This is a genomic window from Prolinoborus fasciculus, from assembly GCF_056724605.1.
In genome coordinates, this window is sequence record NZ_JBWZQN010000016.1 from 12,400 (window position 1) to 36,637 (window position 24,238).

Consider the following 24,238-nt stretch of genomic DNA (forward strand, 5'->3'; position numbering starts at 1 on the left):
TTTTGTATTAAATTAAGTTCAGATGTGAAAAAGCGCTTCATTGAGAAGCGCTTTTTTTTATCTCTACTTTTGCTTAGGTCAAGGTTAGAGTTAATCCTCTGTCGCTGCATCCGGCTTTTCAACTGTCGAAGCATCAGCATCAACTTCAGTTTGTGGCTCGACGATTTGCTTCTTGTCTTTTTTCTTCTTCTTTTTTTTCTTTTTCTTCGGCACTTCGACCAGTTCGGCACCATCTTCAATCGCTTGCCAATAATCCAGCTGTGCCATCACTGCGGCATAGATTGAATTTTTGCTATAACGACCTTTTTTATCCAAGGTGCCGACAGGACGCGCCATCAGAATTTCCAGCGCCTGATCAATGGTATCAATCGCGTGAATATGGAACTGACCTTCTTCCACAGCAATGGTGACATCTTTACGCAGCATTAGATGTTGCATATTTTGACGCGGAATAATCACACCTTGTTTTCCGGTCAGACCTTGTAACTTGCAAGCATCAAAGAAACCTTCAATTTTGGCATTCACACCACCTACCGGTTGTACTTGTCCCAGCTGGTTCATGGAACCGGTAATGGCCCAGGATTGATCAATCGGTAACTGACTTATGGCAGACAGTAAGGCAGACAGTTCCGCGACTGTGGCACTGTCACCATCGACCTGGCCATAACTTTGTTCAAAGGCCAGTGCAGCAGAGAAATGCAAGGTCTGTTCACGACCAAAATGTGCTTTCAGGAAAGACGACATCAGCAACACGCCTTTAGCATGTAAAGAGCCACCGAGTTCGACACTGCGTTCGATATCCAGAATATCACCACCACCTTGATAAACCGAAGCAGTCAGTCGTGAAGGCAGACCAAATTCAACATCAGCATAATGAATGACGGACAGGGCATTGATTTGGCCCAGACGATGGCCGCGGGTTTCGATCAGTTGAGTACCACGAGTCAGATCTTGCCAATACAGTTCACGTAAATAGCCGAGACGATATTTGCGATGATCCAGGGCAGTATTGATATGTTTTTCTGACACCATCTTGTCGCCAGCCTGGAAGGCATGATGATGTGCTTCACGGATCAGATCACCCAGCGTCAGGGCATGTAATGACAATGAACTTTGATCTTCGGCCTGACGGCTGGAATCTGTGAGCAATGCCGCCAAAGCAGAACGGTCAAAAGGTAATAATTTATCCGATTGCACATAGTCGGCAATCAGCTGCATATAGGCCTGCTCGTTGTCGTCATTACGTTGTAATGTATCGGTAAAATCAGCACGGATTTTAAAGATGCTGCCCAGCTCTGGTTCAAGCTCTAAAATTTCATAATAAATTTCAGGCTCAGCCAGCAAGATGACCTTGATATTCAATGGAATCGAAGCAGGTTCAATCGAAATGCTGCCGGTTAACGTGATCATATGCTCAAGCGAGGACAATTTTAAATGCCCCGATTTAAGCGCGCGCTTCAAGCCTTGCCATGCATAGGGCTGTTCCAGCAATTGTTCCGCTTCCAGCATCAGGAAGCCACCGTTAGCCTTGTGCAAGGTACCTGAACGAATCAGGGTGAAGTCGGTGGTAATCGTGCCATTTTGGGTCAGTTGTTCCACATGACCCAAAAGGTTGTAATGCGTTGGAAAATCTTCAAAGATCACCGGTGCACCACTGTTCGGCTTATGGGTAATAATTACATTTGCCTGATAACGTGCCGGAACGCGGCTGAATAGTGCCGGAGTGAAGTCATCTTCTTCCTGTTCCAGCACGATTTCGACATTATTGATAATGTCTTCGGCATAATATTTCAGATAATGTTCCAGACCTTCCACATGTTTGAATTTCGCTAGAATCTGTTCGACTCGCGGCAAGACGACCTGCTTGGCGATATCGCGGTTCAGGATCTGTACGCGATCGCGTGCATCATCTTCCAGATCACCTAGGTGTAAACCCAAACGTTCCAGTTTCTTGTCCATATAGCGCATGTTAGAGGCTAGTTCGGCACGATCTTTGTTGCTTAATGCATTCAGATCTTCCTGAGACATTTCCTGCAATTTGTCATCAATCAGATGCACAGGGACAAAACAGTGCTCATCATGTCGCGAGATCAGCTTCAGATCCAGTTCTGCGCCTTCTTTGGTCAGTTCGATCAGTGCCTGCTGCTGTTCATCACCCGTTTCCTGGCGAATCATTTCAATGCGGTTATGATAGGTCTCTGCAGTAAAACGGCGCTCAAGCTGCTTGAGGATCGTTTGCCAGCTTTGATTCAACATGGCCTGGAATTTCGGCCCTTGACCTGAGGGCAGTTCTAGCGCAATCGGCTGACGCTGGTTCTGAAAGTTATTGACGAACACCCAGTCATTCGGGGTTTCCATAGTTTTGGCGTGCTGTTGCAGCAAACGCTTCACCATGGTGCGTTTTCCGAGTCCTGCGGTACCCACAGCAAAAATGTTATAGCCGGAATAAGGCAGGGCAATCCCGGCCTCAACTGAGGCGCGTGCGCGATCTTGGCCCAAAAAGTTATTCAGGGGCTTGATCCGTTTGGTTGACGCAGGAATTTTTTCTAGGTTTGGAATATGCGTCAGCTGGGTGGATGTTAACCGGGTATGGTCCAGAGTATTTTTAATTTCGCTTTGTTCAAATGCAGAGATAAGTAAATCTGAGCGGATTTTTTGTGGAGTTGTGCTGGTGTTGCTGGCAATAGAAGAATTAATTTGATCGAGTCTCTGGGTCACTGTTGAAAATCCAAAACGAAATATTACGTTGATGAGAGTTAAGGTATACAGATTTACTTGAAAAATTCAAGCCAACATGTCGCTTTTGCCAGAAAATAAAAAACCGGAAATGTGATAAATATATAAATCTTGTTGAAAGATACGCTATTACAGGATTGAATAGCAGCAATTGGTTTTTCTGCGGAAAATAATAAAGCAATGACAACACAAACGACGGGTTGGAAATCCGCATTTACAGCATTTTTAGATCGACGTGCATTGATCATGCTGTTCTTGGGATTTTCGGCTGGTGTGCCGATTCTTCTGATTTTTTCCAGTCTGTCTTTATGGTTAGGTGAGGCCGGAATCAGCAAAAGTGCAGTAACTTTCTTTAGCTGGGCCGCATTGGGCTATTCGTTTAAATTCGTCTGGGCACCGCTCATTGATGAACTTCCTGTCCCTTTTCTGACCAAGGCTCTGGGACGTCGTCGTGCCTGGTTGCTGATTGCGCAGATTCTGATTGTCTGTGCCATTTCCATTATGGCCTTTTCTGATCCGGCTTTGGGTGCAACACATTTACAGCAAATGGCGCTCGGTGCAGTCCTGCTTGGTTTCTCCGCAGCAACGCAGGATATTGTGATTGATGCCTACCGGATTGAACTGGCGGAAACCCAGATGCAGACCGTATTGGCCGCCACCTATAATGCCGGTTACCGGATCGGGATGATTGTCGCTGGTGCTGGTGCCTTGTTTCTGGCGGCCTATTTGGGAACTGCGAAAGGCAACTATATCTATGATGCCTGGAAATGGACCTATCTGGCGATGGCTGCTGTCATGCTGGTCGGTATTATCACCACACTGTCCATTCGGGAGCCGCAGGTTGACCGTGTGCGAAAACACTATGTGCGCAGTGATTATTTCCGTTTAGTCGCCGTATTTTTTGTTGCGGTGATCAGTTTTGTACTGAGCTATATCTATTCAGGCAATCTGGTGGACAGTATCAAGCAACAGTTTGCTATTGAAGATACCTTTGCCTTGTTCTGTTTTGAGGCCTTACGCTTTATTGGCTCAGGTGCTGTCGCATTTGCGATTGGTGCAAGCTTGGTAAAAATGGGTGCGGTTAACAGGCAGATGGCCTATGAAACCTGGGTCAATCCGGTTGCAGACTTCTTTAAACGTTATGGCTTGAAACTGGCATTGGTGTTGTTATTGCTGATCGGTTTTTATCGGGTCTCCGATATTATTGCCGGCGTCATTTCTAATGTGTTCTATCAGGACCTGAATTTCAGTAAAGAACAGATTGCCGAGGCAGTTAAAGTCTATGGAGTCATTTTCTCTTTAGTCGGTGGATTCCTTGGCGGGCTCTTGGCCCAGAAGATGAACATCATGAAACTGATGTTTGTTGGTGCTGTGCTGGCCTGTTCCACCAACCTGATTTTTATCGGCCTGGTCAAGTCTGGTGAAAAACTAGCAGCTGTCGAAGTCACGGTCGGTAATCAGGTTTATCAGGCAGAGACCGATGAAGTTGGTTACTGGAAGCTGGATATACCGAGTGCTGTGCTGGCGCAGAGCAAACAGCTACAAGTATCGGCTGCTTATCTGGATGGAGATGTTACTGATCAAGCCCCGGTACAGGTCAATATGCCGTATTTGACCACAGAACAGGGCAGCACCCAGTTACAGATCTTGCCGATCACCAGTGACAATAGCCTCACTGTAGCTGAACAGGACAAGACCATTGTAGTGCGCGGCCAGTATGTCGGTGAAGCACTGCAAGAAAATCAAAAGATTGTTTTACAAATCAATGATCAAAATATTGAGGCAAAACTGGAAAGTGAAGGCGTATTTACTGCCGCGCTTCCTGCACAACAACTGATTCAGTCACCTGCACATATTATCAGTGCCGTCTTGATGCAAGATGATCAGGCACTGCAGCAAACAACGCATGTTTATCAGGTCAATGATCAGCTGAGCAATACCCAGAATCTGGATGTCGATATTCAGCCCTTGGCAGTGGTGGATAGCAACAGTTCAGATACGGTCGAAGTCAGTGGCAAGGTGATTAAACCTTATAGCGACAAGTGGCTTTATTTTGCCATTATTGTCGATAATCTGGCCGCCGGGCTGGCTGGTGCTGCGTTTATTGCATTCTTGTCGAGCTTGACCAGTGTGTCATTTACCGCTGTTCAATATGCGATTTTTAGCTCACTCATGACCCTGACGCCTAAGATTTTAGGTGGCTATTCGGGTACTATAGTCACCAATATCGGTTATCCGAATTTCTTCCTGATGACTACTCTGATTGGGATTCCGATCCTGATTCTGGTGGTCTGGGTCGCAAAACTGCTCGGTGAACACCAACAACAATCTGTACAGAAGGATGATTAATATGCGCATGCTACATACCATGTTACGTGTAGGCAATTTAGAACAATCTCTCAAGTTCTATACTGAAGTACTTGGCATGACTTTGCTTCGTAAGCGTGATTACGAAGAGGGCCGTTTTACCCTGGCTTTTGTCGGTTATGGCGATGAAGAGAATCACACCGTACTGGAATTGACCCATAACTGGGATACAGACAGCTATGAACTGGGCAATGCTTATGGTCATATCGCGATTGCAGTTGATGATGCTTACAAGGCTTGCGAAGAGATTAAAGCGCGTGGCGGTAATGTGGTGCGTGAAGCTGGCCCAATGAAAGGTGGCGTGACTGTAATTGCATTTGTAGAAGATCCAGATGGCTACAAGATCGAGCTGATCCAGCAAGACAACAATGCACGTAATAACTAAGTGTGACGTAGCGAGATATATGAAATGCATTCATGTATAGATGAAAATATTACATCAATCTGAGTGCATAGCATGGGCCCGGCATCTGTTAAGATAGCCGGGCATTTTTATATCAAACAATAAAATCTGAGGGATTATAGGGATATGCTTAAGTTCTTGGCATTGGATCGGTTTACGATACTGTTGTTTGTGATGGTTTTGCTGGCCAGTGTGCTGCCAGTTTCGGGGCAGGCGGCTGAAGTCTTTGGCTGGGTGACGACAGGAGCGATTGCCATCCTGTTTTTCCTGCACGGCGCCAAACTGTCTCGTGAAGCTGTGGTGCAAGGCATTATGCACTGGAAATTGCATACTTTAGTTTTTGCGCTAACTTTTGCCCTGTTTCCGATTCTCGGGCTTTTGGCCAAGCCGATTTTATTACCCATGCTCGGACAGGAACTATATTGGGGTTTCCTGTTTATGTGTTTCCTGCCATCCACCGTGCAGTCCTCGATCGCCTTTACTTCAGTGGCTCATGGCAATGTCGCCGGGGCGGTATGTAGTGCCTCTTTTTCCAATCTGATCGGTATGTTTATTACTCCATTATTGGTCGCATTTTTTATTCTCGGTCAATCTGATCATGGTTTTGATCCGACTTCATCGATTATCCAGATTACACTGCTGCTCTTGGTGCCGTTTATTTCAGGACAGATTCTGCGTCCCTGGATCTATCCGCAAATGATGAAAATGCCAAAAATCGTCAAGGTCTTCGATCAAGGCTCGATTTTACTGGTGGTGTATGGCGCTTTTAGTAGCGCCGTAGTGGCCGGGCTGTGGAATGAAGTGAGCCTGAGTACCTTGTTGCTGCTATTGCTGGCTTGCTCGGTGTTACTCACCATTGTGATGCTGTTATCACTTTATATTCCACGCTGGCTGGGCTTTAGCCGCGCTGACCAGAAAACGGCATTCTTTTGTGGTTCCAAGAAAACCCTGGCCAGTGGAGTGCCGATGGCGCAAATTTTATTTATTGGCCAGCCGCTGGGCATGATTGTCCTGCCGATCATGATTTTTCATCAGATTCAATTAATGGTCTGCGGGATTATTGCCAATCTGTGGGCCAAAGAGACTGGGTCAGAAGCTGAAGAATAATTCGCATATTAAATTCGTTTCACGTATAATAATGCCCACTTGTTGTGCTTAGCTCTGACGGTATCCGTCTCGGTGGGCCAAAAGAATGGTCTGTTGTGGTGTTGATCTGCATGAACGATGTTCCTGCTTCCTCAGTTGAGAGTGATCAATAGCGATGACAGCTAAACCTTCTTGAATCTAATGGAGTAATCGACGATGCGCGCCGATATTCACCCAAAATATGAAACTTTAGTTGCTACTTGTTCATGTGGTAACGTAATCGAAACTCGTTCAGCTCTTGGTAAAGAAACTCTTTATCTAGACGTATGTTCAGCTTGCCACCCATTCTACACTGGTAAGCAAAAGAACGTTGACACTGGCGGTCGTATCGACAAGTTCAAACAACGTTTTGCTGGTATGTCACGTTCTGTTAAACGTTAATATCCAAAATGAAAAAACGGGCTTTAAGCCCGTTTTTTTGTGCCTGCAATTCAGAAGATGATCATGCCACTTTCTAAGTTGCAGGTTTGTAGCAGCACTTAATGCTCTTGCACATCAATCAAATGATCGAGTTTTTTCTGGAAATAATTCCCCTGAATAAAGCGGGCATCCACGTTCCAGGCATTGGCGAACAATGTCATATCATTTAATTCACGGATCAGAATATTGAGTGGCTTGATTTCATTATAGCTGGTGATTTTTTCCTGTAACTGCTCAATCTCGGTATCTTTATTGAGCATATTGGTTAAGCTCGAATGTAAGCTGACACCATCCAGTTCCAGTTCGCGCAGTAAATTTTGACTGTACATGGATTGACCAAAATCACGCAGTGCAATCAGTGCGCCATGTTCATACAGCACGCGTAGATATTTTTGTGCATCTTGTTGATTCAGTAAAATATCTTCTTCTGAGAATTGCAAGATTAGCGGATGCTTCACTTTACTGCGAATAATCGTAATCAGCTTGGAAATAAATTCCGGGAAGGTGCGGTCTTTAAATAGTACGGCACGGTTCAAATTGACAATTAAGCTTGCATCAGGATACTGGGTAATATAGTTGTGTAGCTGTTTACTGGCTTCAACCAGAATCCAGCGATCCAGTTTAATGGACAGTTCATCATCTTCATGAAGTTCTAAAAGGCTAGAAATATCCTGCCATTTATTCTCAAAAATAAAGCCACTGGTCACTTCATAGGTATATAAACGCGTATCTTCTTTATCATAGAGTTGTTGATATTTTAAATGAATCTCACCACGTTCTAGACATTCACTTAAGGCTTTCAAAATAGAAGGTGTAGCGCTAGGAATAGACGTGACTGCTGGACTGACGGCTGCCAATGTTGGGCTGGCAACTGGTGTTTCAGCAACACTGAAATCTATACTCGGCATTTCTACCGCAACCGGACTGCTCAGTGACGCAGGAATATCGAGTTTAAATTCAGCTACAGCTTCTGCTTGAGGTAAAGATGTAGAGAATGCCTGTCCAATCAGCGTATTGCAGTGCATTTCATCCTGCAGGCCCTGTTCAAGCATGACATAGCCCAAGCGCAAATTTAGAGGGAAGGTTTTTTGTCCCACTGTAATGAGTTGCGGTTTGCTTAAGGCATTTAAACTGATCAGTTTGGATTCAAGAATTGCTTTGGAATCTGCCTGTAACATACCTACAACAACATCATATTCCAGTTTAAACAGGGAAATATGGGTCTGTTCCATGAGGAACTCTTTGACTGCTTCAAAGTAGCCACTAAAAGTAGTCCAGTCAGACTGCAGAAGCTCAGGATCATAAGCGCTAAGAGAGAAAGTCACCAAGGCATTTACTGGTGCAGGCTGCTTATTGAGTTCACGCTTAAGTGAATGAAAAACGCTTGGTTTTCCAGGAGTCTTATTGGAGGAAACCGTTTGAGATTGGGTATCAATGCTAATTTGTACCGCATCTTCTTCAGCAGTGGAAGGCAAGAATTCCAGTTTTAATGGGTTAGATGCGGATACATGCGGATTCAGAGACTGAATCTCGACTCGACCTAAATCAAACTGACCCTGAGAAATCTTTTTGAAACGGGTTTTAAAATCATTCAAATCTGAAGGCTGGAGCAGATCCAGAAGCGGTAGGCCAATGATTTCGTCTTCATTTTGCAAGCCAAACAGTTTCAGGTAGTCCGCATTGGCCTGAATATGAATCCCTTCCTGAATGGTGGCAACAGCACGGTTGCTGTCGTCTACTAAAGATTGTGCCTGAATTTGTGCTGTTTCCAGCTCAGTCATTAAATGTTGCTGAGATTGTGACAAACGGCTAAATGACAATGCTCGGACCAGTCCCACATAAAAGCGTTCCAAGTAGTCGAAGTTGAGAATGTCATATACCCCTTTACGGATATATTGCGCATACTGTTCAGCCTGATAATCATCCGGTTTAAGCAAAATCATCGGAAGGTCAGGTTGCTGCGAAAGACGCACGATCCCTAAGGCCTGTTCGTATTTCAGATCGTAGGCACGCCCAAAAATAAGCAGATCCCATTTGAAATTCAGCTGTTTTTCAAAAGACTGCAGATCATCCAGCAGCACAGCATCGACCTGATAATCATGACTGGTCAGAAGATCACGGATTTGGTTATATCTAATTTGATTATCATCAATAATCAGTAAACGTGTTTCAGTACGTTTTAACTTTTTAGACAATAATGGATTTCTCACTTCAATGCTTCCCATAAATCATGATTTCTGCTTTCATTCATGTGCTGATCGATAAAGTTTTCGATCATCTCTTCTTCCTGATCATTGAGTAATTCATAATCAAAACGGATGAAACTCTGCGTAATCAGTTGTGCTTTGGTCAGATAGATTTTGATTTCTTCCTGACCAAGACGTAAATGAATGGTTTGTTTTTCCCTAAACATCTGTGAACCAGAGACAATCAGGCTGGTCGAGACCTGATCCAGTTGCGTCATTTTCACCAACAGGGCAGGCTGATAGTTGACATGATGACGTTCGGTACGGGTATAAGCTGCACAAGGAAAGAGCTCTTGTGCCAAAATTTCCAGCCCGATTTCTAGGCTCTTATCCGTTGACTGCTTGATCCAGCGAATCACACCGCCACGCCACTGACTCTGGGTTTTTTCCTGAACCAGAATGAATTCACCGGTTTTCAGGTTAGCCGGGGTAATACCAGTCCATTTAATCCGGTAACCATTGACACTGATATCCAGAACTTCAGCGCTATGGATCTGTTTGGTTTCTCGATCGAGCGCCTTGATGCTGCTAAAACTACTTGGAATGGCGTTTTCCATCGAGCTGACAAAACTGCTTTCGCTCTGGAAATTATAATTGGCATCGAGTTCCAGGGTTTCATTGAAGTTTTTACCTTTAGACAGGTAAAAATGCGCCACGCTCAAGCCAAAGCAGATATTGATCTGTGCTGAATATTCATAACGTTCATGACGACGCTCGACATTGTTCGAGAGCAGATTGTAGATATGAAAATGCAGTGCAGGGGTCAGGAACAGTTTTTCATTCCGCGACAGATACTGGGCATTTTTGCTTTGAGTACCTGTTAAATGATCCATCAGGTTCTGAGTGGAAATATAGAAGCTCGGCTGAAACTGTGGCTCTTGATGGGAATTAAAGATTGGCGGATGATCTTTGCTGGCATCGACCACATAACGGGACAGCGTGGTTTCCTTCGGCAGGATCTGTACCAGTTTGGCCCAGTCAAAACTGCATAGATACAGGCCCTGAATTTCTGCAGGTCGGATCTGATGAGTATTGAAGATATCCAGTAAAATCAGCTGTGCATAGGCATGTGCAATGTTCTGGATATCATGCTGGGTGCCTAATACCTGATTGATATTGCTTTGATAGAAATTGTTGTCTATTGCACATTCAAGCAGTTGATGGGCAGCCAGCCATTGTCCCAGACCCGGCGTGCTATACAGCATATGTTGTTGATATAACAGAAGTGTGAGTTGTTGCAGGGCATAATAAATCGATACCATCCGGGCAGTTTGAATGCTCTTCTTTTTGCCTAGAGAAAATAGCGAAAACTTCTGATGCGTCAGCTGATGATTACAGCGTTTGACGATATCGATATAAATTTTGGCAAAATGACTGCGCAGCAGCATGGCCAGTTCAATGATCTGGTCATTCCGGTCGGAAGTGATCAGGCCCTGATTGACGAAATGCTTTTCCAGACTGGTCAGGACATTTTCAAGGGTGGGATGCAAGACCTGAATCAGGTCAAAGCGCAGGGTTTCTGGACATTTCAGCTCGGAAACTTCCAATAAGGCATTAAACAGGGATTTGGAGGAATTCCCCAGCTGTAGAATCGAAATCCCCGCAACCCATTCCTGCAAAGCCTTGGCAGTGGTTGGACAAAAGCTCAACTGCTCTCGTTTAAGTTCCGTCGGTGTCTGAAAAATGTCTGAAGTATGCGTGCTCATCTTTATTATTTAACTCAAAAATGTTGAAACCCCAAAAAGCGGTGTCTTATTCTTCTCGCCCGCTATTTCTCGAACCAGTTTAGGAACCAAATACCCCGGAAGGTTCGCTAAAACTTCTGTATAAATCTCATTAATATGGTCAGGCGCTAAATCAAAATGATGCGCACCTTTTACTTTATCAAGTACATGTAAATAATAAGGCATGACCCCGGCATCAAACAAGCGATAGCTTAAATCCACTAAAACCTGAGCAGAATCATTTACCCCGTTTAATAAAACCGCCTGATTCAGAACAGTGATCTGCTGTTGAACCAGTTGGTTTAAACGCTTGCAAGTGAAGTCATCCAGCTCCGATGCATGGTTTGAGTGTACCACCAGAATAATACGTAGCCTACTGTTTTTTAACATGCTAAGTAGCTCTTCGTCGACTCGGTTGGGGATCACAATAGGAACTCGTGAATGTATTCTTAAGAATTTGAGATGTGGTACTGATTCTAGTCGTTCAATCCAGGTTTTTAATTTCCGGTTCGATAAGGTCAGTGGATCACCGCCGCTCAGAATCACTTCATTAATATCGGGTTGGCTTTCCAGATATTGCTTGATATTTATCCAGTCTTCATTTTTAGGCAGATTTTCCTGATAGGGGAAATGCCGGCGGAAACAATAACGGCAATGTACAGCACAGGCACCAGTCAGTGTCAGCAAGAAACGGGATTTATATTTGTGCAGTACGCCGGGTTGCTGATTGGCCTGTTCTTCGCCCAAGGGGTCGGTAACAAATCCTGGATGTTCTTCCAGTTCCAGATGATGGGGCAGCACTTGTAAAAGCAATGGGTCTAAAGGGTTTCCGGTCTGCATTTTGCCCACAAAAGCACGTGGTACCCGCAGTTTAAACTGTTCAGAAGCTAAAATGGCGCCTGAGAGCAGTTGCTCTGGTGCAAGTTGCAGTACTTCAAGCAATTCGCGTGGATCAGTGATCAGGTCGCTGAGCTGTGATTGCCAGTTTTGTTCTTGATATAAATAGTTCGTCATGCCGGAAGATTAACAATAATAAGTGAGAGGACAAAGCCTGATGGGCGCAGTTTAACAGTTTGTGCGGAAGCGCAATAATCCACTGCGCTATAAAATAAAGAGTGATTAAGCTATGCTGATCTTCGTGCTCGCCTGATGGTATTTTAACGTTGAGCAAGACATGAATAAACAAAGGATTTTCATGTCTGATTGTAACTTAAACAGCCTGAGTGGGTGAAAGCGGATTTTTTCATTGCGGCAAAGTGTATTGCTCATTTAGAATACGCAACATCAAATGAATGTGCATGTGGCAACTCAATGTTCGTGTCAGACTTGCTAAATGACATCGCAACAGCCCATAGCATCAATAGATTAAAGTTAGTAAGTTTGGAGTGCGCCAGTCATGGCCTATTATTCTACGAATGATTTCAAGTCAGGCCTTAAGGTTATGCTTGATGGCAACCCATGTTCAATCATGGAAAACGAATACGTAAAACCAGGTAAAGGCCAAGCTTTTAACCGCGTAAAATTACGTAACCTTAAATCAGGTAAAGTTCTGGAAAAAACTTTCAAATCAGGCGAGAACCTAGAAGCGGCTGATATCGTTGAAGTAGAAATGGAATACTTGTACAACGATGGCGAAATGTGGAACTTCATGGATCCTGTTACCTTTGAACAGATCGCAGCTGATAAAACAGCAATGAGCGATGCTGCAAAATGGTTAAAAGACGATTCAAATGAAAAATGTACCATCATGTTGTTCAATGGCGTGCCTTTAAACGTGACTCCACCGAACTTCGTCGTACTTAAAATCGTTGAAACTGATCCAGGTGTTCGTGGTGATACTTCTGGCGGTGGCGGTAAGCCAGCGAAACTTGAAACAGGTGCTGTGGTACGTGTTCCATTATTCGTACAGCAAGAAGAAAGCGTTCGTGTAGATACCCGTACTGGTGATTATTTAGAACGTGCATAATGGTTTGAAAATAGACTATTATCGAGAGGGATGATTTAAATCATCCCTTTTTTTATGCCAAAGTCTTAGAGGAAAAGCGAAAGAACAGGCGTAAAGTCGCAAGGGAAAACAGCAGTACCTCGAACAACAACAATCACGCTGATTTGTATGCATCACAATATGAGGGATTGAATGGAAACTTTACAAAAGAAGTCGACGCTGACTTCGAAAATGATTTGGCTTTTGGTAGCCATTGTGGGTGCAGTCTCTTTTGGAGTTCTGGCACTGAGTCGGGGTGAGCATGTCAATGCAGTCTGGCTGGTACTTGCCGCCGCCTGTGTCTATAGCATTGCTTACCGTTTCTACAGTTTATTTATTGCCACCAAAGTATTTGAGCTGAATGAACGCCGTTTAACGCCTGCGCATCGTCTGGCCGATGGTCTGGACTATGTGCCGACCAATAAAAGTGTTTTGTTTGGCCATCACTTTGCAGCGATTGCCGGTGCAGGTCCGCTAGTAGGCCCGATCCTGGCAGCGCAAATGGGCTATTTACCTGGGACGATCTGGCTGTTAGTCGGTGTCGTACTTGCGGGTGCAGTCCAGGATTTTCTGGTACTGTTTATTTCCACCCGTCGTGACGGTCGATCACTCGGGGAAATGGCAAAACAGGAACTGGGAACCTTTGCCGGTATTATCGTGATGCTTGGTGCCTTGGGCGTGATGATTATCATTCTGGCGGTACTGGCACTGGTAGTGGTGAAAGCTCTGACCAACAGCCCATGGGGTGTATTCAGTATTGCAGCGACCATTCCGATTGCGATCTTTATGGGCATCTACATGCGTTTTATCCGCCCGGGTAAAATTGCTGAAGTCTCGATTATTGGTTTTGTCTTGATGATGCTGGGCATTATCTACGGTGAAAACATCGCACAACATCCATATTGGGGTCCGTTCTTTACGCTTTCTGGCACTGAACTCACTTGGGCACTGATCATTTATGGTTTCATTGCATCGGTACTGCCAGTCTGGCTATTGCTTGCTCCACGTGATTATCTGTCGACCTTCCTGAAAATTGGCGTGATTGCAGGTTTGGCCGTGGGTATCCTGTTTGCCATGCCTGAAATGAAACTGCCAGCGATTACCAAATTCATTGATGGGACTGGTCCTGTATTCGCAGGTTCTATGTTCCCATTCCTGTTCATTACTATTGCGTGTGGTGCGATTTCCGGTTTCCATGCCTTGGTTTCTTCAGGGACGACACCGAAACTGGTCAACAACGAACGCGATATCCGTATGATCGGTTATGGCGGTATGTTGATGGAATCTTTTGTAGCGATCATGGCTTTGATCTGTGCTGCAATTCTGGATCCAGGAATTTATTTTGCGATTAACTCACCAGCAGCCTTGCTCGGTACTACCGCAGAAAGCGCAGCAGAAGCAGTGCGAACCCTTGGTTTTGTGGTAACCCCTGAAGCCTTGAATTTACTGGCACAGGAAGTGGGTGAGAACTCGATTCTGTCGCGTACTGGTGGTGCGCCAACTTTTGCAATTGGTATGGCGCATATCATCACCGAAATTTTCAACAGTCGTGAAATGATGGCGTTCTGGTATCACTTTGCGATTTTGTTTGAAGCACTATTCATCCTGACTGCTGTAGATGCGGGTACGCGTGCCTGTCGTTTCATGGTGCAGGATACTGTCGGTATTGTGATTCCAGCAGTAAAACAATCACATAATTTCTTCGGAAACCTGTTGGGTACTGCGGTTGCAGTGGCAGGCTGGGGCTTCTTCGTCTATCAGGGCGTAGTCGATCCACTCGGCGGGATTAACAGTTTATGGCCGCTGTTTGGTATTGGTAACCAGATTTTGGCTGCGATGGCGCTCATTCTTGGTACTGTCATTCTGTTCAAGATGAAAAAACAGAAATATGTGTGGGTGACAATTATCCCGACAGTGTTCCTGTTCATCACTTCCATGACAGCAGGCTGGCAAAAGATTTTCCACGAAAATCCAAAGATTGGTTTCTTGGCGCAGGCAGATCGTTTCAACACGGCGATTGCCAATAATGAAATCCTAGCGCCAGCGAAAACTGTGGCAGAAATGCAGACGGTAGCGATGTCGAACCAGATTAATGCTGCACTCTGTGCTTTTTTTATGATTGTAGCCTTTGTCATGTTGTTTGCTGCAATTCGCGTTATCCGTCGTGCATTGGCAAATCCTGAGCCATCTGTACATGAAGCAGAAGCGATTTATCGCGATCCTGAAGAGATTCAGCCAGCGAAAGGTCATTAAGGGGAATATTATGAATCTGAAGTTTGCCAAAAGCGGGAAAACGATGATTTATAAAATCATCAAGATGACCGTAATGTCACAAAAGGATTTAATACTGAATCCGAAAAACTGGTCGCGGATTGCGACCTTGTGGCAACGTTTGCAGCAAAGTTTCCGTCTGATGGTCGGTGTACCTGATTACCATACCTATGTGGAGCATATGCGCAAGCATCATCCCGATCTGGAAGCCATGGACCCGAAAACATTTTATCGTCACTGTGTGGATTCCCGTTATCCATCTGCGGGCGGTGATATGAAGAAGTGTCCGTGTTAATCATTAATTCATAGCAAGCGCCTTTCGGGGCGCTTTTTTTTATCGTTAAAAATTAATATGAGGAATAGACGATCGCGTTAAATCTGAGGTCATTGATTGAGCTAGCGTAGAAAAGTTTTATTATAAAAATCCATGAAATCGCTTAAGTCTCTATACCTTTTAAGTATGATTCTTTTCAAATAGATGGATGAGCTCAGATTGGTATTTTGAGATTTGAGCGAAAAGAAAAATGATCTCTATTTGTGTCGATCATTTTATTTGTTTTCTGCGCTTCTTACTTCTTTTCAACCTGATCATTTTGACTCTTCTATTATTTAAATCCTCGCCATTTTCTAATCAGTATTTTTATTCAGTTACACAGACAGATGATTGATCTTTTGGGAAAATTTAAATTTCAGTGTATGTTAATCTTAGGCCATGTTTTATTAAGGAAATTATTGTGATCTGGGGCATGAAACAAAAGGAAAATAACGACATTGCACACATCAATACTGTGCTTGAACAAAAAATTGCAAGTTATGCACCCAAGATCCAGCGTTTTTTTGAAGAAGTTAATGCCATTGTGTTGGATAAGCAGGCCCAGACCACACTGGCACTCTGTTGTTTGATTGCAGGCGGACATGTCTTATTTGAAGATTTACCCGGATTGGGTAAAACTACATTAGCCAGCAGTCTGGCACATCTGGCTGGGTTAAAGTTCCAGCGGATCCAATTTACCAATGACATGCTGGCCAGTGATGTCATCGGTATTAACATGTTTAACCAGAAAGAACATCAGTTCGAGTTTAAACAAGGCCCGATTTTTACTCAGATTTTACTGGCAGATGAAATCAACCGTTGTAGTCCCAAAACCCAAAGTGCCTTACTCGAAGCCATGGAAGAAGGCTATGCCACCATTGATGGCGTACGCTATGCCTTACCGAAACCTTTCTGGGTGATTGCGACACAAAACCCGCTATTCCAAAGTGGTACTTACGCTTTGCCGGAATCCCAGCTAGACCGTTTCCTGATGCGTTTATCTTTGGGGTATCCATCACGCCATGCAGAAAAACTGTTATTACAGCAGGAATCCCGTTTTGCCCTGATTGCAAGTCTGGCGCATATTTTTACCGAAGATGAAATTCTGGATCTGCAAAGTCTGACGCATCAGATATTTATCAGTGAAGCGATTCAGGAATATTTGCTTGATCTAGCAGAAGAAACCCGTAAAAGCCGTCATGGACTTTCTACGCGTGGCCTTCTGGCCTTGAAGCGCGCAGCACAAGCGTATGCTTTGATTCAGCAACGTGCTTTTGTCACACCAGATGATGTGCAGGCTGTATTTGTCGCGGTGACTTCGCATCGTCTGGGTTTAAGTGAAGCTGAAACGTTTAATGTGATGCAACAGGTTGCGGTCAGCTAAAGGAGTCCTCTCTTGGATAAAACCTGGCAAAAATGGCTGGCCAAGCGCTTTCAATTCTCACAGCAGAAACAGCTCTCGCAGAAAGATGTCTTGGTATTTATTTATCAGCAGGGCTATCTGTATCTGGTGTTGATCTTCATCACCTTTGTGGCCGGGGTGAACTATGCCAATAACCTGATTTTAGGTTTCTGCTTTTTAATCAGTGCGGTGCTGTGTATCAGTTTTTATCTGACTTTTAAGCAATTGCATGACCTGAAAATTGAATTGATCGCAGATGATGTGGGGCAGGTCGGTCATAGCGTGAATCTGCATCTTTATTTTCAACAGCAGCAGCTTCGCCCCCGCTATTTGTATATCAAAGCAGGGAATCAGCTAGCGAAAGTTTATCTGAATGCACAAAAACAGCAATTTATTCTGCCATTTTATGCAGAGCAACGTGGCAAGTTTGATTATCCGGTGATTCAGATTTATTCGGTTTATCCCTTTGGGTTAGTTCGAGCCTGGACCTATCTTTATCATCAGCATTCGGCCTGGGTCGCGCCTAAAGCTGAAGTTTTTAGCACAGAAAATAAATATCACTTTAACCGTTTTGAACCGGATATGGATGAGTTTCGTGAATTGCGCAATTACCAGTCAGGCGATTCCTTGCAGGCGGTGTCCTGGAAGCAGTTTGCGCGTGGACAAGGCTTGTATGTCAAAGTCTTTGAGCAATATCAGGATGAACACAGTATCGAGATTCATTATGCACATATGCCGAGTCAGTCACATGAAGAAAAACTTGAATTTGTGATGGGTCTGGTCGAGCAATGCGAGCAGCAGCAATGTGCGTATAGTCTGCATTTGCCACAGGCCGAATTGCCTCAGGGTGCAGGTGAAGAACAACTGCGGAAAGCCAAACAATTGTTGGCGCAGGCCTAAGGCGGGTAAATTCATGATCAATGCAAAAATCCGTACCTCGATTGTGTTGACTTTGGGCCTGATTCTCATCGCCCAGATGGCATTTATTCCGGTTCTACTCAGTATTATTTTTGCGATTAGTATTGTATGTATCTGGATTTTCCTGAAACGTCAGCAGCCATTTCCCAAAACGGGCACTTTTCTACTGACGGCTTTGGCACTCGGCAGTATTTATTTGAGCCATCATAGTTTTATTGGTGTTGAGGCTGGGGTAGCAGTTTTATCTACTTTTTTATTTGCTAAATCACTGGAAAGTAAAAATAAACGTGACCTGATTATTCTGTTTAATTTTGCCCTGTTTGTTGCTGCCAGCTCATTCCTATATAGCCAATCTTTTGGGATGGCGATTGTGATCGTGCTGTGTTTAATCAGCTGTCTGATTGGTTTGTACCGGATTCAGACTAGCGATTTTGAGCAGGAGCAGATCACTCAGCGCGCAGCATTGCAACAGGATGCCAAACATGTGGGCAAGTTTATCTTGTACGCTGTTCCATTTTTTATCTTGCTGTTTATTTTCTTTCCGCGCTTGCCACCACTTTGGCATATTCCCATTCCTGAAAATAAGGGTGTGACCGGCATTGGCGATAGTATGTCACCTGGGGATATTGCTGAATTATCCCAATCCAGTGCCCTTGCTTTCCGGATTATTGGTGATATCAGCAAGCTTCCGCCACGCTCAGAACTCTATTGGCGAGCGTTGGTGCTAGATGAATATGATGGGCAACGCTGGACCAGCAGTTTCGTCAATCAGCAGCCTTTAATGCGACAACCGATGGATACTTCACCCGTACCTACAGGCTGGAACTACCAATATCTGGCTGCGGATCCTTCGGTGTTCTGGATCATGGGGTTGGAAAAATCGATACCTGTGGAACGCCGTTATTATAACCGTCAGGATTGGAGCATTGTGCCGAGACGGCTCACGCAACGTGTTGAACCGATTTCGTTACAGTGGGTCGGGACAGCATATGATCCTCAGGCTTTGCCAACGCAATATATCGAAAGAACGAATACTCAGGTGCAGCGCCGACTTGACCCGAGAGCGCAACAATTAGCACAACGTCTATATGCGCAAAGTGCGGAAGATCCTCGGCGTTATGTGCAGCAAGTCTTGAATTGGTATCAGCAGAATAACTTTATTTATACCCTGAAGCCGGGCCAACTGGGGCAAAACCGGATTGATGAATTCCTGTTTAATTCCCGGCAAGGTTTTTGTGAACACTATGCCTCGAGTTTCGTGATGTTGATGCGTTATGTCGGGATTCCTGCACGGGTCGTCACCGGCTATCAGGGTGGGGAGTTGGCACCAGATCGCATGAGCTGGGAAGTCCGACAAATGGATGCTCATGCCTGGACAGAAGTCTGGATTGACCAGAGATGGCAACGCTTTGATCCAACCGCGATGATCGCTCCACAGCGTATAGATGATGGCATGCAAAATCTGCTTTCTCAGGATGCATGGGTATCGGCAAATCAGTCGACCTGGAACTCGCAGCATAATCTATGGGTCACCAAACTACGCGTTTGGAGCGATTATGCCATCTACCAATGGCAAAGTAAGGTGGTGGGTTATAATGCAGAATCACAACAGAGCTGGTTATCAAAATTAGGACTCGGTTCAGTTTATTCGAGTGTCATAATTTTGCTGGGCAATATTGTGCTACTGATTTTGGCCTATGTCTTCAGAATTTATCTGAAAGCCCGACAGGCTCAATCTCCATTAGATCGCGCTATTCAGCAGCTGAATCAATCTTTAGCTGACGATCTCAAAAAACAGTCTGCTGAAACTTTTCATCACTGGATGCAGCGTTTATCTCAACAGGTTCAGATTGAAAACCAGACTGCCTTTATTCAAGCTATACAGGTTTTTGAAAAAAATCTTTATTCGGGAACCCCAATAACTGAACAAGAATTGAAAAAATTCAAGGATTTGCTTAAAACTTGCGCGGACGTTTTAAAAACTAAATGAAAAGGCTTGTTTTCGGTCGGAAAAATTTATAATATGCCAAGCATTCTAGGTGTATAGCTCAGTTGGTTAGAGCGCTACGTTGACATCGTAGAGGTCAGCAGTTCGAGTCTGCTTATACCTACCAAGATTCTAAACGTTATGTTATAAGGGTTTTAAGCGAAAACAGTAGCTTAAAGCCTTTTTTTAATGCCTTGAGTAAAGTGAGCCGTTATCCGCACTATCTGCAAAACCCGTATTTTATGCAGTTATTGCCGTTAAATTTACGTCAAGTTTACGTCAAGAATTTTGGAAATTACGTCATGAAATTACCCAAGCCCAGAAAGCGCGGTTCGGCCTACTACATTGAACTAATGATCAATGGAAAACGTTCTTCAGCAACTCGTGATACCGCAAAAGAATGTGAGCAAGGGGTAGCTCAAAAGATGCTTGAAGCGAAGGTCAATCAGATGGCGGAAGACTTGAGCATAAAACAGTACTATCCCTTCAAAACACTTTTTCATAAATACTATGATAAGCATGGCCGTAAACTTCGCGGATCCAAATACGTCAAAGAACAATTAGCGCCGTTTGATGAAAAGTTTGGTGCACTGGCAGATATGTCTATTCATGACATTTAGCTTAAATATTTCAGCTCAAAGTTCCGCAAATTAATAAATTGATTGAAGTGCTGCACTTGCGTTGTACTCGGCTGGAATAGGCTGATCAGCTACAGGCAGATTCGCAGTGTAGGTTCAGTCAATTTTTTATCACGCACAGCGCTTGCTTCATGCTAGATGACATCTTCTAGGGTTTGCGCATCGTAAGATGTTGCTGATGCTGATATGCCTTAAAGAAGAAGGGTAAGAGCAGATAGATCTGTATAAATGTTTGGGCCTGCAGCATTTCGGCTTGTATGACTTTTTTACGTTGGTCACTACGGCGCTCGCTGGCGAACTTAAGGTTTTTTGGCATGGACTTTTATTATTTTTATAATCAGTCTTCATGATAAAAGTAAATTGTTGATCCTAACCGTTTGATCAAAAACCTGGGAATAAACTGCAGGATTTTTGTTGGAAAAGTCGCAATTTTGATAGGGCTAAGTGCAGAATTAAAACGGATTAAAGCTCTTAATGATATGAAAAATAATAGTTTTTATTTCAAAAAAATCTCTAGGGTTTTCGGTTGTATTGAATTATTTCAATAGTACATCTTCAGATTGTAGATAAGGCCTTACCAGATACAAAGACTGCATCGGGTAAGTAGTTTAATTAATGGCTACTCGATTTGACCATAACTTTATTCTGATACATCTTTGCATCTGCTTCTTTGATAGCTTCAGCTAACCCAAAGGTTGGATTACGCATTGCAAAGCCAATTGCAGCACTAATTCCAACTTTTGTAAAAGTATTTTGAATTCTTGATGCAAGCTTCTTCGCATGCTCTAAGTTAGTTTCAATGGTCATCACAGCAAACTCATCACCTCCTAAGCGAGCGATAATATCATTACTACGTACCGTGTTTTTGAGAGCTAAAGCCATTCTTTGAATGAGCTCATCACCTGCAGCATGACCCAGAGTATCATTTGTGATCTTAAGATCATTAAGGTCTATCATAAGAATAGCAGTAGGGTGACCATAACGCTTACAGCGCTCTTCCTCTTTGATAATAAGCTCATCCCAAGCACGACGGTTGAAAAGTCCAGTCATTGGGTCGGACATTGCTTCTATTTCAAAACGCTCAGCTTTACGTATGTACTCAGCAGCTTTCATATCAGCTTGAATCGTATAACTGAGTACCTTTGCTATCAACTCGAATAATGGAGCATCTTCAACAAGAATTTTAGGTTGAGGTTCGGGATCAATTGCACATAGAGTGCCAAAAAGAGAGCCATCTTCTTTATACAGAGGTTGGCCGATATAGGCTTTAATTGAGACTAGGTGATTTATAGGTGCATCTGCGTAAACTTGAATATCAGGTGAATAGGGAGCAATACGAGGCATATTACTTTGTACCATGTGTGAGCAGAATGAGTCTGCCCAATGAAATACTTGTCCGGGCTTAACGTTATAGCCATTATCTTCACTCAATAATACAATCCAGTCGTCACCCTCAGTACGAGTAATCATCCACAATTTGAAGCCAAAGCGTTGAGATAAGAATTTTAAAATGGCTTGGCCAGCTTCTTCAAAGTTATTAAAGTTAATATTATTCATGAAGTGAACCTACTGCAACAGTAAGAATATATATGCGAAATACCCAATATATGAGTAATTCTTATAAACGGGAGCCTAAAATAGGTATTATATAGAAATGTGTGAAATTTATACTAAAAATAATACTTAAAGAAATTTATTTTTATAATGAAATTTAAAATTAGCCTGCGGTTAGAAATACCAAGATGTAATTTTCTTATTACTTATGAAAAAATGCAATCACTGCCATTATAGCTGCGATATTCATAAGTATTAGAAATATATAAAAAGTCATAATGAATCGAAGCTACCAAAAAATTTTCAAAATTATAGTTCTAAAGAAGCATTTTAAATGTATCTTAATTATTAACAACGAAAGGAAATTGTAAAGTCGAAAGGAAAAGTGTCTAACCCTTTATATTATAATAATATTTATATTAATTTAGTGATTTATCCAAATCATTCAACAGTTTATCTTCATTGTACGCATTGGGGGGGACAATCTTATAAGAGCTGGTATATAGTTTCCTTTAAATTTTTTGGGATAAGCTTCACATATAAGAAAAAATATAAAGTTTATTGTTATTTAACTTTGAATTATATAGAGAATCTTATAAAAGAGAACTCGTACATATCGGATTGTTTAATATGAACTTAGAAAAATAAGTGATTAAAATCATGTCATCGTTTCTAATAATTATAGGATTTATATGATGTTTTACAGGGATAATTTTTAGACCACATATTTCCCATAAAAAGGTCAAGAATTATATGGCTGCAAAAGCTGCTGGCTTCTTATGTATGTTACCAGGAGTATTTCTATTTTGTCTTAGATCTTATTTAACATAAATCCCCCCGCTAGGGGGACTCGATTCTAGTCTTAAAAAACTTCGTAATTACATACTTCTATTCTTGAAATAAAATCGAGAGGCATTGTCAGTCTCTCAGCTGTAATAGTTTCAAAATGAACCCAGATAGCAGCATCTCTATTCTCAAAACTAATACTTACAAGTTTAACTAAGTCGTAAGGTTCAACATTATGGGTCAAGATAATATTATAGAGGTGATCTGAGCGTACGTACGAAATAAGGATTTGATGGATAGTTAATTGCTCTTTACTGCTTAACTCACTGTAATTACTTAGTTCTGGTAAATCATTTTGAATATTCACTTCAATCCTTAACAATCTTAAATTTTCTGTAGAAAACGGCGATTTTATCAATTTAGACAACGCTGAATATATTGGCTTTTGTTAATTCTTTCTAAATCTTGTTCTCGCTCGATAAACATAGCGTATACAGTTAACTACCTGACCTACAAATATACATTGGTTGTTTAACTCAATAATATTTGGCTTGAACTCTGGACTTAGAGCCTGAAGATATCTTTTTCCATTTGTCTCAATAACTAATTTTTGAAAGTAGCATCATCACCGTAACGAACCATAATAATGTCATCAGATTGCATGTCTCCGTAATAAGCATCCGGATCAACTGGACTGCTCCCAGTATCCTAGACATAAGACAGCCTCATTTTAAAACTGTTTCCAATGGTTTTGGAGTCCCCATCTCAGATTGTATTCATAAAGCACATATATTTTATATTGCGAATATGCGTATATTCATATATAAAGCTATGATTCGTCGATAAGAGGGAAGCTCATGAATCAAATGCCAAAAGTCCAAATTTATCATAACCCGGCCTGTGGCACCTCACGCAATACGCTGGCGTTAATTCGCAATGCGGGAATTGAGCCGGAAGTGATCGAATATCTGCTTACGCCACCCTCGAAAGATCAGCTGGTCAACATGATTCGGGATGCCGGTTTGACGGTTCGTGAAGTGCTCCGTAAAAATGTCGATCCCTACACCGAGCTGAATCTGGATGATGCCGGCTGGAGCGATGAGAAACTGCTGGATGCCATGCTGCAACATCCGATCCTGATCAATCGCCCGTTGGTGGTTACCGAGTTTGGAACCCGATTATGCCGTCCATCGGAAGTGGTACTGGATATTCTGCCTTTGCCACAATTAAAAGCCTTTGCCAAAGAAGACGGTGAAATCATCGTGGATGAACAGGGCAATCGGGTAAAATAAAGTGTCCCCCCATGCGAAAAAGCTTCAACTTGATTGGAGCTTTTTTATCTG

18 protein-coding genes and 1 tRNA gene are annotated in these 24,238 nt (G+C 43.1%); 13 read left to right on the forward strand and 6 right to left on the reverse strand.

Annotated elements, in window-relative coordinates; all coding sequences use genetic code 11:
• Positions 1 to 90: 90 nt before the first annotated feature.
• Positions 91 to 2,718, reverse strand: a complete 2,628-nt coding sequence (locus tag AC1P5O_RS05625; protein ID WP_005262133.1) for a Lon protease family protein — start codon at positions 2,716 to 2,718, stop codon at positions 91 to 93.
• Between the two features lie 198 nt (positions 2,719 to 2,916).
• On the opposite strand from AC1P5O_RS05625, the gene AC1P5O_RS05630 reads away from it, so the two are divergent.
• From AC1P5O_RS05630 to rpmE, 4 genes are all read left to right on the forward strand, one after another.
• Positions 2,917 to 5,085 carry an AmpG family muropeptide MFS transporter gene (locus tag AC1P5O_RS05630; RefSeq protein WP_005251321.1) on the forward strand — a complete coding sequence of 723 codons (2,169 nt, stop codon included), beginning with the start codon at positions 2,917 to 2,919 and terminating at the stop codon, positions 5,083 to 5,085.
• A gap of 1 nt (position 5,086) precedes the next feature.
• On the forward strand, positions 5,087 to 5,488 hold the full coding sequence (gene gloA, locus AC1P5O_RS05635; RefSeq protein ID WP_004279741.1) for a lactoylglutathione lyase: 402 nt from the start codon (positions 5,087 to 5,089) through the stop codon (positions 5,486 to 5,488).
• Positions 5,489 to 5,632: 144 nt separating this feature from the next.
• Positions 5,633 to 6,613 carry a bile acid:sodium symporter family protein gene (locus AC1P5O_RS05640; RefSeq protein ID WP_005251322.1) on the forward strand — a complete coding sequence of 327 codons (981 nt, stop codon included), beginning with the start codon at positions 5,633 to 5,635 and terminating at the stop codon, positions 6,611 to 6,613.
• A 195-nt stretch (positions 6,614 to 6,808) separates the two neighbouring features.
• On the forward strand, positions 6,809 to 7,033 hold the full coding sequence (gene rpmE, locus AC1P5O_RS05645; protein WP_004279743.1) for a 50S ribosomal protein L31: 225 nt from the start codon (positions 6,809 to 6,811) through the stop codon (positions 7,031 to 7,033).
• A 98-nt stretch (positions 7,034 to 7,131) separates the two neighbouring features.
• Here rpmE and AC1P5O_RS05650 read toward each other — a convergent pair whose 3' ends face one another.
• Genes AC1P5O_RS05650 through epmB form a run of 3 tightly spaced genes read right to left on the reverse strand, consistent with a single transcriptional unit; the run spans position 7,132 to position 12,056 of the window.
• Positions 7,132 to 9,297 carry an EAL domain-containing protein gene (locus AC1P5O_RS05650; protein ID WP_121979713.1) on the reverse strand — a complete coding sequence of 722 codons (2,166 nt, stop codon included), beginning with the start codon at positions 9,295 to 9,297 and terminating at the stop codon, positions 7,132 to 7,134.
• Complete coding sequence (locus tag AC1P5O_RS05655; RefSeq protein ID WP_005251333.1) at positions 9,279 to 11,024, reverse strand: cyclic-di-GMP receptor FimW-related protein; 1,746 nt, start codon at positions 11,022 to 11,024, stop codon at positions 9,279 to 9,281. The genes AC1P5O_RS05650 and AC1P5O_RS05655 overlap by 19 nt, the downstream gene beginning before the upstream one ends.
• A gap of 9 nt (positions 11,025 to 11,033) precedes the next feature.
• Complete coding sequence (epmB, locus tag AC1P5O_RS05660) at positions 11,034 to 12,056, reverse strand: EF-P beta-lysylation protein EpmB (protein WP_005251335.1); 1,023 nt, start codon at positions 12,054 to 12,056, stop codon at positions 11,034 to 11,036.
• 382 nt (positions 12,057 to 12,438) lie between these two features.
• Between epmB and efp the strand changes: the two genes are divergently transcribed.
• The 8 genes from efp (at position 12,439) to AC1P5O_RS05700 (ending at position 20,537) form a co-directional block, all read left to right on the forward strand.
• Positions 12,439 to 13,008, forward strand: a complete 570-nt coding sequence (gene efp / locus AC1P5O_RS05665; RefSeq protein ID WP_004279747.1) for an elongation factor P — start codon at positions 12,439 to 12,441, stop codon at positions 13,006 to 13,008.
• A 171-nt stretch (positions 13,009 to 13,179) separates the two neighbouring features.
• Positions 13,180 to 15,279: a carbon starvation CstA family protein gene (locus AC1P5O_RS05670; protein ID WP_004279748.1), complete on the forward strand. Its 2,100-nt coding sequence runs from the start codon at positions 13,180 to 13,182 to the stop codon at positions 15,277 to 15,279.
• Positions 15,280 to 15,289: 10 nt separating this feature from the next.
• Positions 15,290 to 15,592 (forward strand): YbdD/YjiX family protein, encoded by a 303-nt coding sequence (locus AC1P5O_RS05675; RefSeq protein ID WP_052583624.1) that lies wholly within the window; start codon positions 15,290 to 15,292, stop codon positions 15,590 to 15,592.
• A gap of 451 nt (positions 15,593 to 16,043) precedes the next feature.
• The gene (locus AC1P5O_RS05680) at positions 16,044 to 16,994 is read left to right on the forward strand and encodes an AAA family ATPase (RefSeq protein WP_034436358.1); all 951 of its coding nucleotides are present in this window, start codon (positions 16,044 to 16,046) and stop codon (positions 16,992 to 16,994) included.
• Between the two features lie 12 nt (positions 16,995 to 17,006).
• The gene (locus AC1P5O_RS05685; RefSeq protein ID WP_004646553.1) at positions 17,007 to 17,912 is read left to right on the forward strand and encodes a DUF58 domain-containing protein; all 906 of its coding nucleotides are present in this window, start codon (positions 17,007 to 17,009) and stop codon (positions 17,910 to 17,912) included.
• A 13-nt stretch (positions 17,913 to 17,925) separates the two neighbouring features.
• Positions 17,926 to 19,920, forward strand: coding sequence for a transglutaminase TgpA family protein (locus AC1P5O_RS05690; RefSeq protein WP_121979712.1), 1,995 nt, complete (start codon positions 17,926 to 17,928; stop codon positions 19,918 to 19,920).
• Between the two features lie 47 nt (positions 19,921 to 19,967).
• A tRNA-Val gene (locus AC1P5O_RS05695) sits at positions 19,968 to 20,044 on the forward strand.
• A gap of 76 nt (positions 20,045 to 20,120) precedes the next feature.
• A complete protein-coding gene (locus AC1P5O_RS05700) occupies positions 20,121 to 20,537 on the forward strand; it encodes a hypothetical protein (protein WP_228127478.1) in 417 nt (138 codons plus the stop codon).
• 630 nt (positions 20,538 to 21,167) lie between these two features.
• Here AC1P5O_RS05700 and AC1P5O_RS05705 read toward each other — a convergent pair.
• A complete protein-coding gene (locus AC1P5O_RS05705) occupies positions 21,168 to 22,112 on the reverse strand; it encodes a sensor domain-containing diguanylate cyclase (protein ID WP_004646556.1) in 945 nt (314 codons plus the stop codon).
• A gap of 859 nt (positions 22,113 to 22,971) precedes the next feature.
• Positions 22,972 to 23,262, reverse strand: coding sequence for a hypothetical protein (locus tag AC1P5O_RS05710; protein ID WP_004646557.1), 291 nt, complete (start codon positions 23,260 to 23,262; stop codon positions 22,972 to 22,974).
• A gap of 490 nt (positions 23,263 to 23,752) precedes the next feature.
• Here AC1P5O_RS05710 and arsC point away from each other — a divergent pair, with 490 nt between their 5' ends.
• The gene (arsC, locus tag AC1P5O_RS05715; protein WP_004646558.1) at positions 23,753 to 24,187 is read left to right on the forward strand and encodes an arsenate reductase (glutaredoxin); all 435 of its coding nucleotides are present in this window, start codon (positions 23,753 to 23,755) and stop codon (positions 24,185 to 24,187) included.
• Positions 24,188 to 24,238: the final 51 nt, after the last annotated feature.

Excerpts from the sequence above, each read along its gene's own strand:
- epmB (WP_005251335.1), bottom strand. The coding sequence starts at position 12,056 with ATGACGAACTATTTATATCAAGAACAAAACTGGCAATCACAGCTCAGC.
- efp (WP_004279747.1), top strand. The coding sequence starts at position 12,439 with ATGGCCTATTATTCTACGAATGATTTCAAGTCAGGCCTTAAGGTTATG.
- AC1P5O_RS05670 (WP_004279748.1), top strand. The coding sequence starts at position 13,180 with ATGGAAACTTTACAAAAGAAGTCGACGCTGACTTCGAAAATGATTTGG.
- rpmE (WP_004279743.1), top strand. The coding sequence starts at position 6,809 with ATGCGCGCCGATATTCACCCAAAATATGAAACTTTAGTTGCTACTTGT.
- AC1P5O_RS05690 (WP_121979712.1), top strand. The coding sequence starts at position 17,926 with ATGATCAATGCAAAAATCCGTACCTCGATTGTGTTGACTTTGGGCCTG.
- AC1P5O_RS05675 (WP_052583624.1), top strand. The coding sequence starts at position 15,290 with ATGAATCTGAAGTTTGCCAAAAGCGGGAAAACGATGATTTATAAAATC.
- AC1P5O_RS05655 (WP_005251333.1), bottom strand. The coding sequence starts at position 11,024 with ATGAGCACGCATACTTCAGACATTTTTCAGACACCGACGGAACTTAAA.
- AC1P5O_RS05680 (WP_034436358.1), top strand. The coding sequence starts at position 16,044 with ATGAAACAAAAGGAAAATAACGACATTGCACACATCAATACTGTGCTT.
- AC1P5O_RS05640 (WP_005251322.1), top strand. The coding sequence starts at position 5,633 with ATGCTTAAGTTCTTGGCATTGGATCGGTTTACGATACTGTTGTTTGTG.
- AC1P5O_RS05705 (WP_004646556.1), bottom strand. The coding sequence starts at position 22,112 with ATGAATAATATTAACTTTAATAACTTTGAAGAAGCTGGCCAAGCCATT.
- AC1P5O_RS05630 (WP_005251321.1), top strand. The coding sequence starts at position 2,917 with ATGACAACACAAACGACGGGTTGGAAATCCGCATTTACAGCATTTTTA.
- gloA (WP_004279741.1), top strand. The coding sequence starts at position 5,087 with ATGCGCATGCTACATACCATGTTACGTGTAGGCAATTTAGAACAATCT.
- arsC (WP_004646558.1), top strand. The coding sequence starts at position 23,753 with ATGAATCAAATGCCAAAAGTCCAAATTTATCATAACCCGGCCTGTGGC.
- AC1P5O_RS05650 (WP_121979713.1), bottom strand. The coding sequence starts at position 9,297 with ATGGGAAGCATTGAAGTGAGAAATCCATTATTGTCTAAAAAGTTAAAA.